The sequence below is a fragment of the Ensifer sp. 22521 genome (genome assembly GCF_052044795.1).
Lineage (GTDB): Bacteria > Pseudomonadota > Alphaproteobacteria > Rhizobiales > Rhizobiaceae > Ensifer.
Map to the genome: position 1 here is coordinate 199,868 of NZ_JBQENM010000011.1, position 16,101 is coordinate 215,968.

Consider the following 16,101-nt stretch of genomic DNA (forward strand, 5'->3'; position numbering starts at 1 on the left):
CTTGATCCACTTCATCAGCAAGCGGCTGAAGCATTCCCTGGTCCTTTTGTTCATGGCGTCCCTTGTTTGCTTCACCCTCGTGGTTTCGGCACCCGGTAATGTTGCAGTCTTGATTGCCGAGCTTCGCGGGGCGGTCGCAACACCGGGTTACGTCGAACAGGTTGCCGAAGAGATAGGACTGCATAAGCCATTGCTGATGCGCTACGTGGATTGGCTGGGCGATGCGGTTCGCGGAGATTTCGGCATCTCCTACAGAACGGGAACGAACGTCAGCGCGGACCTCGCGAACCGTATGTTCGTGACGGGAACGCTGATTGCGGGCTCGGCCGTGATCGCCACCCTCATCAGCCTGGCCTTGGGGTTCCTCGGTGCCTTCTGGCCCTACAAATTGCCGGATCGCGTTTCGCGCGGTCTGGCGCTCCTCGGCGCATCGACCCCGACGTTCTTCGTCGGCGCGCTGATGATCTACGCCTTCTCCGTCACCTTCCAGCTCCTGCCATCGTTCGGTTTCAATGGTCCGAAAAGCTGGATCCTGCCATGGCTCACCGTCGCCGTTCTGCCGGCTGCCGTTCTCAGTCGTGTCGTGCGGGTGGGTCTGGAAGAGGCGATGACGAGTCCCTTCGTTCTGACCGCGAAAAGCAAGGGCCTCGGCCGCACCGCCATCTTGTTCCGTGAGGCGTTGCCCAACATCACACCCCTCTTCATCAACGCGCTCGGCACCCAGGTCGGTTTGATGACCGCGACCGCCATCATCGTCGAACCGCTGTTCGCCTGGCAGGGCCTGGGAGATTATTTCCTCGCCGGCGTGCGCTTCCGCGATTTCATGGTGGTGCAGGCGTGCCTGCTCATCTTCCTCACTTTCTTCATCGTGGTGAACCTGATCGTCGATCTGGCAGTCCTGCTGACCGATCCGCGCATTCGTCGCCAATGGAGCTGACCATGAACATGCTCAATCCCATTTTTGCCCGATTGAACAAGATGCCGCGCGCGGCACTGATCACCATCGGCCTATTCGTTGCTCTCGGCACCTTCGCGCCCTGGCTTGCACCCCAGGATCCGAGCACCCAGAGCCTGCTCGATGCCGGACTTGGTCCGTCCGCCGCTCACTGGCTCGGAACCGACCACCTCGGACGCGATACCTTCAGCCGGTTGATCATCGCCGCAAACACTTCGCTCGTCAGCGTGGGCTCGGTTCTCGGCGTCGCGATGACCATCGGCATCCTGCTCGGAACGATCGCCGGCTATCATCGCGGCTGGGTCGATGACCTCTTGATGCGCGTCGTCGATGTCGGTCTCTCCATTCCGAGCCTGATCATCTCGCTCGCCGTCATCGGCATCGTCGGCCCCGGATACTGGACCATGGTGCTGGCACTGGCGCTTGCCTGGTGGCCGATGAGCGGCCGCATCAGCCGGGCGGTCGCCGTCAGCATCATGAGCAAGCCGCATATCGAGGCCTTGCGGGTGCTGGGCGCCAGCCCCTGGCGCATCTACTTCGGTCACCTTCTGCCAGGGACGATCGGTGCGGTGATGGTCTATGCGACGGCAGACGCCGGCACGGCTGCGCTCGCGGTCGCGACGCTGAGCTTCCTCGGCCTCGGCATCCAGCCGCCGACGCCGGAATGGGGGCAGATGCTCGTGGATGCGCTGCCCTATCTCGAATCCGACCCGCGCCAGGTGCTGCTGCCGGGCCTCGCCCTCACAGCCGCCGTCATCGGCTTCAACACGCTCGGGGAATCCATCGCGCTCAACCGCATTCCGAAACCGCTGACACGGCGCATGCTCGCAATCCGTCGGGCCGAGGTCGCAAGCTGGGGCAAGGAGAATTCCGATGCATGACGAACCGCTCCTTGAGGTCAGGAACCTGACGGTCAACCTGCTGACCGCGAAATCGGCAGTACGCCCGGTCGACGGCGTCAGCTATTCGGTCCGGCAAGGCGAATGTCTTGCCATCGTCGGCGAAAGCGGTAGCGGCAAGACGGTGATGAATTTCGCGCCGCTCGGGCTGATGCCAACAGGCGTGACGACGATGCTCTCCGGCTCCGTCAAGCTCGAGGGTCGCGAGCTGATCGGCCTGCCCGAGGCTGAGATCCAGAAACTGCGCGGCAAGTCCGTCGGTTTCATCTTTCAGGACCCGATGAGCGCGCTCAATCCGGTACGCCGGATCGGGCGGCAGATCGCCGAGATGGCCGAACTGCATCTCGACATGACGCCGAGGGCCGCGGAAGCGCGTGCGTTGGAACTTGTAAAACTCGTCGGCATCTCCGACCCGGTGGCACGGCTTCGGCAATATCCGCACGAGCTCTCCGGCGGCTTGCGGCAACGCATCGTCATTGCCATTGCGCTTGCCGGCGAGCCGAAGCTCCTGATTGCCGACGAGCCGACGACCGCACTCGACGTGACGGTTCAGGCGCAGATCCTGCGGCTGCTCAAGGACGTGCAGCGTCGGCTGAACATGGCGATGGTGCTGATTACCCACGACATGGGCGTGGTCGCGGGTGCAGCCGACAACATCGTCGTCATGTATGCGGCGCGCGCTGCCGAATGCGGTCCGGTGGACAAGGTGCTGGTGAGCCCGCGTCACCCCTACACGCAGGGCCTGATCAACGCGATACCGCGGCGAGAGGACCCAATCGGATCGGAGTTCCGGGGGCTTCCCGGCATTCCGCCGACGCTCGGTGCACCGATCAAAGGCTGCGCTCTTGCGCCGCGCTGCGAACTCGCCGTCCCTGCATGCAGCAACAGCCGCCCTCCGTTGGTCCGGTCGGACGACAGCGCGGTTCTCGTGGCTTGCCCTGTCGTCAATCAAGGAAAGGCTGCCGCATGACACAAGCACCTGTTCTTAAAGTTGAAAACCTGCAGACGCGCTTCAAGAGCGTTCAGCGGGGCAAATTTGTCCATGCCGTCGACGATGTCTCGATCGAACTCTATCCGGGCGAGATCGTCGGGTTGGTCGGCGAATCCGGCTGCGGCAAGTCGACCCTCGGGCGCACCATCGTCGGGCTCGAGAAGGCAAGCAGCGGCCGCGTGCTGCTCGACGGCGTCGATCTCAGCGCTCTCTCCGGGGCCGCCCTGCGCGACAGCCGCCGGGCGCTGCAATACGTCTTCCAGGATCCCTATTCGTCTCTGAACGATCGACAGACTGTGGGCGAGGCGATCGACGAAGCGCTGGTGATCGCCGGCACCCGATCGCCGGAGGAGCGGGATCGCCGCACCAAGGAGCTCCTGGATCAGGTGGGCCTCGCATCCGCGGTCAGGGACCGTCACACGCGCGAGCTCTCGGGCGGTCAGCGCCAGCGCGTGGCGATTGCCAGATCGCTTGCCGTGAACCCGCGCGTGTTGATCTGCGATGAACCGGTGAGCGCGCTCGATCTCTCGATCCGTGCACAGGTGATGAACCTCTTCCTGCGGCTGCAGAAGGATCTGGGCGTGGCATGCCTGTTCATTGCCCATGATCTTGCGCTGGTGCGGCAGGCGGCGTCGCGTGTCTACGTCATGTATCTCGGCAGGATCGTCGAGCATGGCTCGTCAAAGGAGCTTTATGACCGTCCGAGCCACCCCTATTCGCAGATGCTGCTGGCATCGGCGCCCGAGGTGGATCCGCGGATCGAGAAGCACCGCAGGGGACCGTTGATGATCGGCGAAGTTCCCAGTCCGACAAACCCGCCGTCGGGCTGCCGGTTCCGAACCCGTTGCCCTCTTGCCGTCGACGATTGCGCTAAGGCGCTGCCGCCATCCCGGGTGCTTTCGCCGGGGCATACGGCGGCCTGCACTTTCGCCGCGGACCTCCACCGCGGCAATCGAACGGCTCTCGTTCAACAGGAGATGTCGGCGCCATAGAGCCGGGAGCGGCTCGCCTCAGAGCCACCGGTCCGGACGTTGCCTGCTTCGAATCCCAAGTTCCCTCGCATCCTTTAAGCTGGGGATGCGCGCCTGCCCCGCCATCGAGCGGGGCCTTTTTTTGTTCGGATAGACGTGTGGACCGCACCGCGGTGTCGCGGACGCGATCAACATGGACGCACTAGCACTTTGATTCTAGAGGATCTTATCCGCGTTCTGTGCTTCCACTTGAAGGCGGGATGCTCTAGAGGCGGACAAGCATCTTGTCGGTGTAGCAGCGTCATGACCAAGGTTTTGCCACCGAACCGATTTTGACAATGAGCGCGGCAAGCGTCGCAACGAACAGCACGTAGGCGAGCGCCGCCTGCCAGGCCCCTGCGGGCAGACCAATCAGCAGCAGCGTGTCGTTCCCACCGGGAATGAGTAGTGCACCCAGTCCCATAAGGATGCCCGCAAGCGTTCTCTTGACTATGGTCTTCACTGTCGGCCGCTTCAGCATGAATCCATGCTTCCGAAGTCTTGCGGAAACGAGGCTGCCGCCGAACATGCAGACCGAAATCACGGCTCCCGCGACAGGTATCGAAGCGATCGCTCCGACCGATGCGGTGATTGAGAACCCGGGCGCAAGAAGCGTCAGGACCGTAGAGGTGATGCCGATCGCTCCCATCGCTATCGTCAGCCGCCGGAAGTTTGACTCGGATCTGCGTGAAACGCCGAGCCTCAGAGCCATGATCGCCAACAATGCAAGCGCGAGAAGCGCCGCCTCCAGCGGCGGGGGAGCACTTATCGGCGGCTGATCCGAAAGCAGATCAAACAAGGATTCAATGTAGAGGACCGCATAGATCCCGAGAAACGTGAATGCGAATCCGATTTCGCCATTTCCGATATGCCCAACGGACCCGAACACACAAGCGCCGTTCACATAGCTGCCGATCCCAAGCAAAATGGCTGCGAGAACGAGGTAGCCGAGTGGCGACCAGCCCTCCTGCATCATCGGTGCCGTTTCGAGGATTGCGTAGACGAGGGCCGCCCAGACGGCGCATTCGACCAGAGCGATGAAACGTGCCGGCCTCTTGTCCGATACCAACTCCTTCGTGGCGATGACGGTGCAGATCGATCCACGATTCATGGCGAAGCCGAGAACAAATCCGAGCGCCCCGATCAAGGCCATACTTACCCAGATCTCCAAGCTAGTGGCGACAGGGCCCGTGCCTGATATGTTAAGGAGAAATTCACTCATTTGGCAAACGGACTCGCGTCCTGCTCCAGTTTCGGACACATCCAGAGATTCATATTGATCGCCGTCGCTGACATTTCAGCGACCCCAACAGTGAGGTTCTCCCGCTCCGGCGGGCGCGCAATTGTGCCTCAAATCTTTTTGGGCGGACAGCACTTCGGTGGTTTCGATGCGAACGATCGCTTCGGAAGAGCGGGCGATCCCCCCGGGCGACTTCAAGCCAGACCATTGCCGTTTAGCCAGTTGCCTCCGCCCCGACCTTGGCGTCGCCCGGGCGGGCTGTGCTCTTCCTGTCTTTGGGAAAAGGTGTGCTCAAAATAGCGTTTAGGCGCGGGCGAGGCGACGCACGAGACCGCGCCGGCCACGCTCCATGACCACCCCATGGTTCCAACGGAAGATGGGCTTCAGGATGAATGAGAGCGTGATCATCCAGGGCTTGGTGACCTGGACGATCCAGTCGTAGCGCACCCGGCAGCGGGGGCCTTCGCGCTCAAGCGTCCATCGGCCGATGCCGTCAAGCTCCCCTGAGGCCCTGCCTTCGATGAGCGACAGCGGCTCGACCCGCACCGTCTCCACGTTGAAGATCAGTTCATAGGGCAGGGCCGTCACCCATTCCAGCCGGCGAACCGCGCCCACGCCGTGTTCGTCTCCCTCGCGCAGCAGGGAAACCCGCTTGACCGATGACCACCATTCCGGCCAGGCCTCCGGGGTGCTCAGCTCCCGCCACACGTCTTCGACCGGAGCATCGATGGTCCATTGGGTGATGAGATGAAACTCGGTGAGAGACATCGCCGGTCCTCTTCATAGCCAGAGGACGCAGCACGCCGGCGGCGATGCCTGAGCAAAGCGCAGGGCCCGCCAGCGTACGCGATCCGGCCAAGCACTCAATAAGTCTCGATAGAAGAGACACTGCTCGGCTCGCTTGTGCAAGCTCTGCTTGATCGGCGAAAGGGGGATTTTGCGGCCCGCTGCAAATAGGTGTCTCGCAGGTCGGGTACGTTTGAGTTGATGGTGGCTGCGCACCTTGCCGAGCGGGCACATGCGGGCCGTCGTAGCCCGCATGGTCAGTTTTTGGAGCGCTAGGCCGCGCGTGCCGCAGCCACGAGCGGCTCAAGGTCATCGACGACCTTGTCGCCGTTGTAGACGGTCTCGTCGAGAATGCCCTCGCGCTTGGAGACGATCGTCGGCACCAGTGCCTGGCCGGCGACGTTGACCGCCGTGCGGCCCATGTCGAGGATCGGGTCGATGGCGAGCAGCAGGCCGACGCCTTCGAGCGGCAGACCGAGCGTCGAGAGCGTCAGCGTCAGCATGACGGTCGCGCCGGTGAGGCCGGCGGTGGCGGCGGAGCCGAGTACAGAGACGAAGACGATCAGCACATATTCCTGGATGCCGAGTGGCAGCCCGAAGAACTGCGCGATGAAGATCGCCGAGATGGCCGGGTAGATCGCGGCGCAGCCGTCCATTTTGGTGGTCGCGCCGAGCGGTACGGCGAAGGCGGCGTATTCGCGGGGAACGCCGAGGCTCTTTTCGGTCACCGTTTCGGTGACGGGCAGGGTGCCTACGGAAGAACGGGAGACGAAGGCGAGCTGGATCGCCGGCCAGGCGCCGGCAAAGAAGCGCGACGGCTTCAGGCCGTGGCCGATGAGCAGCGCCGGGTAGACGACGAAGAGCACGATCGCAAGGCCGATATAGACAGCCGCGGCATACCAGCCGAGTTGCGCCAGCGTTTCCCAGCCATATTGGGCGACGGCGCGGCCGAGCAGGCCGATCGTGCCGATCGGAGTCAGGCGGATGACCCACCAGAGGATCTTGCGGACGATGGCGAGCAGCGACTGGTTGAAGGCGAGGAACGGCTTGGCGGCATCACCGACCTTCAGCGCAGCGGCACCGACGGCGATCGAAACGACGAGGATCTGCAAGACGTTGAAATTGAGCGAGGTGGTAGCACCCGTGTCGGTGACCTTGGTGCTGGCTTCGAGGCCGAGCACGTTGGCGGGCACCAGGCCCTTCAGGAAATCAAGCCACGAGCCGGAGTAGGAGGGCGCCTTGGCGGCTTCCTGCGAAACGGCAGAGCCGACGCCCGGCTGAAGGATCAGTCCGAGGGCGATGCCGATGACGACGGCAATCAGCGATGTGATCGCGAACCAGAGCAGCGTCTGCCAGACGAGTTTCGCGGCATTCTGCAGCGTCGCCAGATTGGCGATCGAGGCGACGATGGCGGTGAAGACGAGCGGCGGCACGAGGGCGCGCAAAAGCTGGACGAAGATCGAACCGATCGTCTGCAGGGTTACCGTCAGCCAGTTGGCGTTGCCGCTGGCATCGACGCCCATGTTGCGGGCGACGAGGCCGAGCAGCAGGCCGATCACCATGGCCGCGAGGACTTGAAAGCCGAAGGAGGCGTAAATCGGTTTCGGGGGAGATTTGATGGTTGCTTGGGACACGTCTTCTACTCTCATTGGATGGCGGTGGCCGCATTTTTGGCAAAGGCCGCCGCAAGTGCCCAAAAAATAGTCGAGTGCCCGATTCAGGATAAGAAACCCTTTGGCTCGAAAACCACTCAGAGTAGAATAATTTCCCCGGTGCGATTGGCTGATTGTCCAGGCACCGCCCGGGTCTCGCGGAGCGACGGTATTTCGGCCGAAGCGGTATGCGCTGCGGCGATATCGCGCGTTCCAGGCTGTGGCCACAGCCGTGGAGAGTCCTCAGGATTGCTCGGTTCACCGCGCTCGCCTCGCAACAAGTCACGGCGCAACCAGCCTTTCTCTCCCAAGCTCTCAGTCCCCCGGTACACGGCGATTGATCTCGCTTTCTGCGCCTGTGTCGAAAATCTTTTCACTTGCCTCGGGCGCACGGGAAATACTCTTTCTCTATAAATATTATGGATAATGTAGCCTGTCTTTCTGGCAGCCAAGGTCGTGGGTCTGGTCGCAGACAGCCCTTCATCCGTGCCGCTGAGGCGCTTGACGCCCAAGAATTTGCAGCGAGAAGAGGAGAGGATTGAGATGACACGCAGGATCCGGCTTGGAGCATTTCTTCCCGGTGGCGGACAGCATATCGCCGCCTGGCGCCACCCCGACCAGCCGGCCGACGGGGCGACCAGTTTCGAATTTCACAAGCAACTGGCGCTGACGGCGGAACGCGGTCTGTTCGACGCCTATTTCCTGGCAGATGGGCTGGCGATCGGCTTCGGCGGGGCGCGCGAGGGCGGAAACGCCCGGGTGGCGGGCTTCGAGCCGGTGACCCTGTTTTCGGCGCTGGCGCCGCTCACCACCCATCTCGGCTTCATCGCGACCTCGTCGACGACCTATGAAGAGCCCTACACCACGGCACGCAAATTCGCTTCGCTCGATCTCATTTCCGGCGGCCGCGCCGGATGGAATGTGGTGACGACAACGGGCGATGCGACGGCGCAGAACTTCAACCGCGAGACGCAGCTTCCGCATGCCGAACGCTATCGGCGCGCGGCCGAGCATGTCGACGTGGTCACGAAGCTCTGGGACAGCTTCGAGGACGATGCGTTCATTCGCGACAAGCAAACGGGCATCTTCTACGACCCGGCGAAGCTGCACGATACCGACCATCGCGGCGAACATTTCAAGGTGCGCGGCCCGCTCAACATCTCGCGCTCTCCGCAAGGGCATCCTGTCATCGTCCAGGCGGGCCAGTCCGACGACGGTCGCGGGCTGGCGGCCGCGACGGCTGAGGTGATCTTCACTGCGCACCAGCACATTGAGACGGCGCAGGAATTTTATCGCGACATCAAGGCACGTGCGCGCGGTCTCGGCCGCAACGCGGACCACATTCTGGTCATGCCCGGGGTCTCCCCCTTCGTCGGCAGAACGGAGGCCGAAGCGCGCGAAAAGTACGATCGCCTGACCTCGCTCATCGTCGAGGAGGATGGCATCGGCCTGCTCAATGGCCTGACCGGCGGCACGCTCGATCTCCATGGCTACGATCTCGATGGGCCGCTGCCGCCGGCACCGCCAACCGAGGGCATGAAGAGCCGGCAGGCGCTGATCCGCCAGATCGCCGACGAAAACAACTTCAGCATTCGCCAGCTCTATCAATGGATTGCGTCAGCGCGCGGCCACTACACGATCGTCGGAACGGCAGAACAGATCGCCGACACCCTGCAGGAGTGGTTCGAAAACGAAGCGGCCGATGGCTTCAACATCCTGCCGCCCTGGTTTCCGACGGCGCTTGACGACTTTGTCGAGCTGGTGGTCCCGGAACTGCAGCGTCGCGGCCTTTTCCGCACGGCCTATGAGGGTCGGACGCTCCGAGAAAATCTCGGTCTGCCCATTCCCGTCAACCGCTGGGCCGACGTGCGATCGGCCGTTCAGGCAGCAGAGTGAGGTGCGATCATGTCCTACGAACACGTCAACACGTCGCTTGCAGCGAGCTTTGGTCTCGGCCGCGCTGACGGTCAGGTCTCTACAGCCGTCCCGGCCATCGTTTCCCGCTGGCGCGCCCTGCTTGGCTCGATCGTCGCACGCTATGGCGTCGTACTCGGGTTTCTCGCCTTCTGGCAACTTTCCAGCACGCTTGGCTGGGTCAATCCAGCGGTCTTTCCGCCTCTCGATGTGATCCTGTCCGCGCTGTGGGGCGGTCTTGCCAGCGGCGCGCTACTGGACGATATCGCCATCAGCCTGCAGCGATCGGGCATCGCCTTTGCGGCCGCTGTCGTAGTCGGCATCCCGCTCGGCCTGTTCATGGGCCAGGTACGGCTTGTCGAACAGGCGCTCGACCCGATCCTGCAGCTCTTTCGCCAGACCTCGGCCCTGGCGCTCTATCCGGTCTTCATCCTGCTGCTCGGCCTCGGCGAGACCTCAAAGGTTTTCGTGATCTTCTGGGCGACGCTGTTTCCGATCCTGCTTTCGACGATCGGCGGCGTCAAAGAGGTCGACAAGAAGCTGATCGAGATGGCCCGAACCTACGGTGCCGGACCGCTCACCGTGTTCCGCCGCGTGGTGCTGCCTGCCTCGGTGCCGGCGATTTTCGTAGGCCTGCGCCTCTCGGCCACCACGGCGCTTCTGCTGTTGATCGCCGCCGAGATGATCGGCGCCAACAAGGGCATCGGCTTCCAGGTCATGAACGCCCAATACAACTTCCAGATCCCGCTGATGTTCGCGGCGATCCTGTTGCTCGCCCTGCTCGGGCTCGCCGCCAACGCGCTGCTCGTTCTGCTCCAGCGCAACCTCTGCCGCTGGTCGCAACCCAACGCCTGATCGTTTCTTTGCCAGATTTCTCCTTCGAAAGGATATCGATATGACCTTCCATGCCCGCAACCTTCTTCTGTCTGCTGCAATCACCCTCGGCCTTGTCGCACCGGCGGCCGCGGCCGATGACGTGAAGCTGCGCTATCTCGCGAGCCAGGGTGGCCTGTCGGCGCACGAGCTTGCCCAGGAACTCGGATACTTCGAGGGCACCGGCATCACGATCGAGAGCGTCGGCTACGCCACGGGCGGCCCGGCCTCGCTGATCGCGCTGGCCTCGGGCGACGTCGAGATCGGCGGTGCCGCGACGTCCGCCGTCCTGAATTCGATCATCAGCGGCAACGACTTCGTCGCCGCCTATCCCTCGAACGGCATCAATGACGAGGTGCAGTCGATCTTCTACGTGCTCGAAGACAGCCCCATCAAGAGCATCAAGGACATCGCCGGCAAGAGCATTGCCGTCAACACGCTGGGCGCCCATCTCGACTATACGATCCGCGAAGCCCTGCATTCGGTCGGGTTGCCGACAGACGCCGCCAACCAGGTTGTCGTCCCCGGTCCGCAGCTGGAGCAGGTTCTGCGCTCCGGCCAGGTGGATATTTCCGCTTTCGGCTACTGGCAGACGACCTTCGAAGGGGCAGCCCGCAAGAAGGGTGGCCTGCGTGCGATCTTCGACGACACCGATGTGCTCGGCGAGATTGCCGGAGGCTTCGTCGTGCTGCGCCGGGATTTCATCAACGAACATCCGGAAGCCGCCAAGACCTTCGTCCTGCAGTCGGCCCGTGCGCTGGACTACGCGCGTGAGCATCCCGAGGAAACCAAGGAAATCCTCGCAAAGGCATTGCAAGCGCGTGGCGAAAATCCTGACATCGCCCAGCATTTCCGTGGCTACGGCGTGCGGGCGGGCGGCCTGCCCGTCGAGCGTGACCTTCAGTTCTGGATCGCCGTTCTGGTGCGTGAAGGCAAGCTCAAGGAAGGCCAGCTGACGCCAAAGGACGTGCTCTTCGCCGTCGACGGCGCATCGGCCAGCAACTGAGGACCGGCCATGAGCGTTGCCCAGAACCTTCGTCGTGGAGAGGTGGCGATCCGCCATCTCTCCAAGTCCTACCGCCTGAACGGCGCGCCATTGCCCGTTCTCAGGGATATCAACCTCAACATCCGCTCAGGTGAGACGCTCGCGATCGTCGGCGCCAGCGGTTCCGGCAAGACGACCTTGCTGCGGGTTCTGGCAGGGCTCGAGGATCCAGATGCCGGAGAGGTGCTGATCGACGGCAAGCTGACGAAAGGCGTCGGCACCGACCGCGCGGTGATCTTCCAGGAGCCGAGGTTGCTGCCTTGGCTGACGGTGCTCGACAATGTCGGCTTCGGGCTGGAGACGCAGGGCCTCTCGCGCGGCGAGGCGAGGCACCGGGCACGACGCTATGTCCAGCTCGTCGGCCTGCAGCAGTTTGAAAGCGCCTATCCCCGGCAACTGTCCGGCGGCATGGCGCAGCGCGTCGGCATTGCTCGTGCGCTGGCGGTCCAGCCCGAAATCCTGCTTCTCGACGAGCCGCTCGGCGCGCTCGACGCCATGACAAAGATCAGCATGCAGCAGGAACTGGCACGGATCTGGCGGGATGAGGATGTGACGACCGTTCTCGTCACCCATGATCTCGAGGAGGCGATCTACCTCGCCGACCGTATCCTGATCCTGCCACGCGAGAAGGGTGGCGAACCAAGGCTGATCGAGATCGATCTGCCGCGACCCCGCGATCGCAGCGCGCCCGAATTTGTCCGCCACCGCGAAGAACTGCTCAATCTCTTCGGTCTGCATTGAGGCTGCGGCGGAACGGTTGCAGCGATCAGGCGTTTATCTCTCGGGCAGCATCCGACAGGAGGCGCAGCCTGCTGGGCCTCCTGCGCGGGGCTGGATGCGAAGCCGAGACAGGAGCAACGCTATGAGAGTTTCCAAGAGGATGTCATTCGCCGCAATCGTCTTTGCCTTGAGTGGGGCAGCTGGTCCGGTGCTGGCCAACGGCTTTTATACTGGTATCGATCCGCACAATCCGCCAGGTACCCAGAATAGGTTGATGTCGACGGGTCCGTATTATCTCGAGCCCGCACCTGGGCCTGTCTATGTGGAGCCGGCGCCAGGGGCGGTCTATGTCGATCCGATGCCAACAGGCAGTATCTATATGGATCCAGCGCCGGGCTACGTCTATCGCCCGCCGGCACGCACATTGGGCGACGCCCGCCAGCGCTACACGGGTGAGTATCAGAGCGGCGGCGAGGGCGACTATTATCTCGGCGTCGCGCATCCGCCACAGGTTCCTTAAGTCTGTTGCCGTGACCCCAGCGACGGTGCCCGTAGGTGACGCGTGAGATAGCGATCTCACGCGTCTGTCGGTCGGCGCGCCTGGCGAACGGGGCCGCCTATTCGGGCAGGTCCAGCAGGCGGTAGCCTTCCACGAAGTGCTGCCGCATCGTCTCGTCCCGGAACGGTTGCGATGCGGCCCATTGGCCGATCGTGAAGTTCGGATTGTTCATCAAAAACAATTGTGCTTCGGTCCGTGCCTCGTCCAGGCGACCGAGCCGCGCCAGACTGGCAGCGAGCAGACGGCGTGATGTCGCCCGGTAGGTTTCAGGGCGACGCAAGGTTCGGACCGCGGCCTCGTAATCCCGAATTGCATATTGAGCCTGACCAAGCATCCAATAGTACCAGCCCGGTGGGTGCGGGTTGAGGCGAAGCGCCTTGTGAACATGCTCGATCGCCTGCGCTGGTCGACCGCAAAGGACGATGAGGTCGGCGCGCATCGCCCAGGCATCGGCGTGGTTCGGATCGAGCGTCAGGGCCAGGTCGAACTCGGTATCGGATTCCTCCCAACGGCGCTCGTGACCGAGAATGATGCCAAGGACCCAGCGGTTCCCGGCGTCGTGGGGGTCGAGCGTTACCGCCCTTTGTGCTTCGCTGACGGCGCGCTGCCGATAGGGAACGATCGGCTGGTCCCAGAACTCCCAGCTCATCCAGAGGTTCAGCGCCAGCAGTCGATGCGCTTCCGCATAGTCCGGATCGAGTGCGAGCGCCCGCTCGAGAAGGAAGATCGCCTCTCTTGCTGCCCCTGCGGTCTGCAGACCGAGCGAGCGCGCTCGCACGCAATAGTCGTAGGCTTTCAGGTTCGATGGGCGGTTCCGGGCCGGTGCGTCAGTTAGGCGCCCGACCAGGGCCTCGACGATCCTGCTCGTCACTTCGTCCTGAACGGCGAACATATCCTCCAGGCTGCGGTCAAACCTCTCCGCCCACAGGTGATCGCCCTGCAAGGCGTCGATCAGTTGGGCGTTGATGCGAACACGACCGGCCGCCCGTCGGGCACTGCCTTCCAGCACGTAGCGAACGCCGAGTTCGCGCGCGATGCGGCGCACATCCTCATGCCGGCCCTTGTAGGCGAAAACCGAATTGCTGGCGATGACGAACAGCCCGCCGGCCCTGGAGAGGTCGGTGATCAGGTCTTCGGTCAAGCCGTCGACGAAGACCTCCTGCTCCGGCTCGTTGCTCATATTGGTGAAGGGAAGGACGGCGATGGAGGGCTTGATGGGCAACGGCAAGGAGGCCTTGGCGCCGCTGCCTTGGCTCAAGGTCGCCGTGCTGATGCGATAGAGAGAAACCGGCTCGACTATGTTCTTGATCGCGTGGGGGCCAAGCGCGTCGAAATCGCAAAAGAGGCGCCGCCGCACCTGGTCGTAAATGTTGCCGGAGACGTAGATTTCGCCGGGACCAGCCATGGTCTGAAGCCGCGCGGCGACAATGACGCCGTCGCCGTAGAGATCGCCGCTTTCGACGACGACATCGCCGAGATTGATGCCGACGCGCAGAAGAATTCGGCGGTCGTCGGCAAGGCCCTGATTGGCTGTTGCCATGCCCTTCTGAATGTCGATCGCACAGCTGACTGCATTCACGGCACTGGCAAACTCCACCAGCACACCATCGCCCATTGTCTTGACGATGCGGCCGTTGTGCTCGCGGACAAGGGGATCGAGAATCTGCTTGCGGCGTTCTTTCAACGCCGCAAGTGTACCGCCTTCGTCCAGTTCGACGAGGCGGCTGTAACCGACGACATCGGCAGCCACGATAGCGGCGAGACGCCGTTGAGCGCGTTCTTCAGCCATATCGCGCCCTTCCGCAGAATGGGGTGCACGGAATTGTAGGACGTCCGCCGGAAATGTCTATGAGGGAATGCTTATGGGCTCGATCGTCGGCAATCGGAGCTCCAATCGCGACAATCCTGCCTGCTTCCGCCGAGGCGGGCTGCCGGCCTTAGCGCCAGCCGAGAGCGGGTGCGACGTGCTTCAGGATCGCCTCGATCACATGGGCGTTGTAGTCGACGCCGAGCTGGTTCGGAACGGTCAACAGCAGCGTGTCGGCTTCCGCTATCGCTTCGTCCTTGGCCAATTGCTCTATGAGAACATGCGGTTCGGCGGCGTAGCTGCGCCCGAAGATCGCCCGCGTCTTGTCGTCGATGAAACCGATCTTGTCCTCGTGCTGGTTTCCGCCGCCGAAGTAGACGCGGTCGCGATCATCCACTAGCGCGAAGATGCTGCGGCTGACCGAAACGCGCGGCTCGCGCGTGTGACCAACCGCCTTCCACGCTTCCCGGTAGGCGCGAATCTGGTCCGCCTGCTGGACATGGAACGGCAGGCCGGTCTCATCGTCCTTCAGCGTCGAGCTCTGCAGGTTCATGCCGAGTTTCGCAGCCCAGACAGCGGTGGCGTTTGAGCTGGCGCCCCACCAGATGCGCTCCCTAAGCCCTGCGGAGTGTGGTTCGACGCGCAGCAGGCCGGGAGGATTGGGGAACATCGGCCGCGGGTTGGGCGCAGCGAAACCTTCGCCGCGCAGGACGTCGAGCAGAACCTCCGCATGCCGTCTTGCCATGTCGCTTTCTGTTTCGCCTTCGGCCGGCTGGTAGCCGAAGTGGCGCCAGCCGTCGATCACCTGTTCCGGCGAGCCGCGGCTGATGCCAAGCTGCAGGCGTCCGCCGGCGATGAGGTCGGCGGCACCCGCATCCTCGGCCATGTAGAGCGGGTTTTCGTAGCGCATGTCGATGACGGCGGTGCCGATCTCGATCCGGCTGGTCTTGGCGCCGACCGCCGCCAAGAGCGGGAACGGCGAGGCGAGCTGGCGGGCGAAGTGATGGACCCGGAAATAGGCGCCGTCAGCGCCCAGTTCCTCGGCCGCGACGGCGAGATCGATCGACTGCAGTAATGCGTCGGCCGCCGATCGCGTCTGCGACTGGGGCGAAGGTGTCCAGTGTCCGAAGGAAAGAAAACCGATCTTCTTCATGCTCGTGCCGCCCGTCGAATGAAACAGACCGCTTCATCGCATGATTCCGGTTTTGGATACAGACGGCGTTCGGTGACTTCGCCGTGAACGGCGGCGCGCTCTGATGATGTTGCGCCGCCGTCGTGGCCGGGAGTGGGGCCCGCTCACCCCAACCGCAAAAGAGGGCCCTCCGCTTTTACCGCACTTGCAGGCGCGCCTTCATGTTCGGATGAAAGCGACAATAGTAATCGAAGACGCCGGCCTTGGTGACGGTGAGCGTCGCTGTCTTTTTGGGCGGTATCACGACGTCGAAACCGTCCTTGGCCGTTGCCGTGTGCGCCATGACGTCCTTGTTCTGCCATTCGATCACGTCGCCCACGACAGCGCTGATCTCGGCGGGCGAAAAGACGAGCTTTTCGATCGTGACCCGGATGGTTTCGGCCCGCACCGGCGGTCCGGCCAGCATCAGGACCAGACCGCAAAGAGCACCAAGGCTCAGTTTCGAGATCACGGCGCAG

At 63.1% G+C, this 16,101-nt stretch carries 15 protein-coding genes; 9 read left to right on the forward strand and 6 right to left on the reverse strand.

Going from position 1 to position 16,101, the window contains the following annotated elements:
- Nucleotide 1: 1 nt before the first annotated feature.
- The 4 genes from ACTJKE_RS19070 to ACTJKE_RS19085 are packed head-to-tail and all read left to right on the forward strand — an operon-like array spanning nucleotide 2 to nucleotide 3,837.
- Nucleotides 2-937: an ABC transporter permease gene (locus ACTJKE_RS19070; RefSeq protein ID WP_057255363.1), complete on the forward strand. Its 936-nt coding sequence runs from the start codon at nucleotides 2-4 to the stop codon at nucleotides 935-937.
- Entirely contained in the window at nucleotides 928-1,836 is a 909-nt protein-coding gene (locus ACTJKE_RS19075) for an ABC transporter permease (protein ID WP_057255364.1), read from the forward strand. Before ACTJKE_RS19070 ends, ACTJKE_RS19075 begins: the two co-directional genes overlap by 10 nt.
- Nucleotides 1,829-2,824 (forward strand): ABC transporter ATP-binding protein, encoded by a 996-nt coding sequence (locus tag ACTJKE_RS19080; RefSeq protein ID WP_440635921.1) that lies wholly within the window; start codon nucleotides 1,829-1,831, stop codon nucleotides 2,822-2,824. The genes ACTJKE_RS19075 and ACTJKE_RS19080 overlap by 8 nt, the downstream gene beginning before the upstream one ends.
- Nucleotides 2,821-3,837: an ABC transporter ATP-binding protein gene (locus tag ACTJKE_RS19085; protein ID WP_058329987.1), complete on the forward strand. Its 1,017-nt coding sequence runs from the start codon at nucleotides 2,821-2,823 to the stop codon at nucleotides 3,835-3,837. The genes ACTJKE_RS19080 and ACTJKE_RS19085 overlap by 4 nt, the downstream gene beginning before the upstream one ends.
- Nucleotides 3,838-4,117: 280 nt before the next feature.
- On the opposite strand, the gene ACTJKE_RS19090 is transcribed toward ACTJKE_RS19085, so the two are convergent.
- From ACTJKE_RS19090 to ACTJKE_RS19100, 3 genes are all read right to left on the reverse strand, one after another.
- On the reverse strand, nucleotides 4,118-5,116 hold the full coding sequence (locus ACTJKE_RS19090) for a YeeE/YedE thiosulfate transporter family protein (RefSeq protein ID WP_440635925.1): 999 nt from the start codon (nucleotides 5,114-5,116) through the stop codon (nucleotides 4,118-4,120).
- A gap of 282 nt (nucleotides 5,117-5,398) precedes the next feature.
- Nucleotides 5,399-5,863: an SRPBCC family protein gene (locus ACTJKE_RS19095; RefSeq protein ID WP_058329985.1), complete on the reverse strand. Its 465-nt coding sequence runs from the start codon at nucleotides 5,861-5,863 to the stop codon at nucleotides 5,399-5,401.
- 290 nt (nucleotides 5,864-6,153) lie between these two features.
- A complete protein-coding gene (locus tag ACTJKE_RS19100) occupies nucleotides 6,154-7,515 on the reverse strand; it encodes a dicarboxylate/amino acid:cation symporter (protein WP_058329984.1) in 1,362 nt (453 codons plus the stop codon).
- Nucleotides 7,516-8,076: 561 nt separating this feature from the next.
- Here ACTJKE_RS19100 and ACTJKE_RS19105 point away from each other — a divergent pair.
- The 5 genes from ACTJKE_RS19105 to ACTJKE_RS19125 all read left to right on the forward strand — a co-directional run bounded on the left by ACTJKE_RS19105 (nucleotide 8,077) and on the right by ACTJKE_RS19125 (nucleotide 12,605).
- Entirely contained in the window at nucleotides 8,077-9,429 is a 1,353-nt protein-coding gene (locus tag ACTJKE_RS19105) for an LLM class flavin-dependent oxidoreductase (RefSeq protein WP_440635927.1), read from the forward strand.
- Nucleotides 9,430-9,438: 9 nt separating this feature from the next.
- Nucleotides 9,439-10,302 carry an ABC transporter permease gene (locus ACTJKE_RS19110; protein WP_058329982.1) on the forward strand — a complete coding sequence of 288 codons (864 nt, stop codon included), beginning with the start codon at nucleotides 9,439-9,441 and terminating at the stop codon, nucleotides 10,300-10,302.
- A 40-nt stretch (nucleotides 10,303-10,342) separates the two neighbouring features.
- Nucleotides 10,343-11,326 carry an ABC transporter substrate-binding protein gene (locus ACTJKE_RS19115; protein WP_440692107.1) on the forward strand — a complete coding sequence of 328 codons (984 nt, stop codon included), beginning with the start codon at nucleotides 10,343-10,345 and terminating at the stop codon, nucleotides 11,324-11,326.
- Nucleotides 11,327-11,335: 9 nt separating this feature from the next.
- Nucleotides 11,336-12,106, forward strand: a complete 771-nt coding sequence (locus ACTJKE_RS19120) for an ABC transporter ATP-binding protein (protein WP_057255373.1) — start codon at nucleotides 11,336-11,338, stop codon at nucleotides 12,104-12,106.
- A gap of 121 nt (nucleotides 12,107-12,227) precedes the next feature.
- Nucleotides 12,228-12,605 (forward strand): hypothetical protein, encoded by a 378-nt coding sequence (locus ACTJKE_RS19125; RefSeq protein ID WP_057255374.1) that lies wholly within the window; start codon nucleotides 12,228-12,230, stop codon nucleotides 12,603-12,605.
- A 97-nt stretch (nucleotides 12,606-12,702) separates the two neighbouring features.
- Here ACTJKE_RS19125 and ACTJKE_RS19130 read toward each other — a convergent pair whose 3' ends face one another.
- The 3 genes from ACTJKE_RS19130 to ACTJKE_RS19140 all read right to left on the reverse strand — a co-directional run bounded on the left by ACTJKE_RS19130 (nucleotide 12,703) and on the right by ACTJKE_RS19140 (nucleotide 16,049).
- Entirely contained in the window at nucleotides 12,703-14,433 is a 1,731-nt protein-coding gene (locus tag ACTJKE_RS19130) for an adenylate/guanylate cyclase domain-containing protein (protein ID WP_440692109.1), read from the reverse strand.
- Nucleotides 14,434-14,581: 148 nt separating this feature from the next.
- On the reverse strand, nucleotides 14,582-15,604 hold the full coding sequence (locus ACTJKE_RS19135) for an LLM class flavin-dependent oxidoreductase (RefSeq protein WP_058329979.1): 1,023 nt from the start codon (nucleotides 15,602-15,604) through the stop codon (nucleotides 14,582-14,584).
- A gap of 175 nt (nucleotides 15,605-15,779) precedes the next feature.
- Nucleotides 15,780-16,049 (reverse strand): cupredoxin domain-containing protein, encoded by a 270-nt coding sequence (locus ACTJKE_RS19140; protein WP_058330138.1) that lies wholly within the window; start codon nucleotides 16,047-16,049, stop codon nucleotides 15,780-15,782.
- Between the last annotated feature and the right edge of the window lie 52 nt (nucleotides 16,050-16,101).

Bases quoted from the DNA above. Each gene is read 5' to 3' on its own strand.
- ACTJKE_RS19105 (WP_440635927.1), top strand. From the start codon at position 8,077: ATGACACGCAGGATCCGGCTTGGAGCATTTCTTCCCGGTGGCGGACAG.
- ACTJKE_RS19130 (WP_440692109.1), bottom strand. From the start codon at position 14,433: ATGGCTGAAGAACGCGCTCAACGGCGTCTCGCCGCTATCGTGGCTGCC.
- ACTJKE_RS19135 (WP_058329979.1), bottom strand. From the start codon at position 15,604: ATGAAGAAGATCGGTTTTCTTTCCTTCGGACACTGGACACCTTCGCCC.
- ACTJKE_RS19075 (WP_057255364.1), top strand. From the start codon at position 928: ATGGAGCTGACCATGAACATGCTCAATCCCATTTTTGCCCGATTGAAC.
- ACTJKE_RS19085 (WP_058329987.1), top strand. From the start codon at position 2,821: ATGACACAAGCACCTGTTCTTAAAGTTGAAAACCTGCAGACGCGCTTC.
- ACTJKE_RS19080 (WP_440635921.1), top strand. From the start codon at position 1,829: ATGCATGACGAACCGCTCCTTGAGGTCAGGAACCTGACGGTCAACCTG.
- ACTJKE_RS19110 (WP_058329982.1), top strand. From the start codon at position 9,439: ATGTCCTACGAACACGTCAACACGTCGCTTGCAGCGAGCTTTGGTCTC.
- ACTJKE_RS19095 (WP_058329985.1), bottom strand. From the start codon at position 5,863: ATGTCTCTCACCGAGTTTCATCTCATCACCCAATGGACCATCGATGCT.
- ACTJKE_RS19115 (WP_440692107.1), top strand. From the start codon at position 10,343: ATGACCTTCCATGCCCGCAACCTTCTTCTGTCTGCTGCAATCACCCTC.
- ACTJKE_RS19140 (WP_058330138.1), bottom strand. From the start codon at position 16,049: ATGCTGGCCGGACCGCCGGTGCGGGCCGAAACCATCCGGGTCACGATC.
- ACTJKE_RS19125 (WP_057255374.1), top strand. From the start codon at position 12,228: ATGAGAGTTTCCAAGAGGATGTCATTCGCCGCAATCGTCTTTGCCTTG.
- ACTJKE_RS19120 (WP_057255373.1), top strand. From the start codon at position 11,336: ATGAGCGTTGCCCAGAACCTTCGTCGTGGAGAGGTGGCGATCCGCCAT.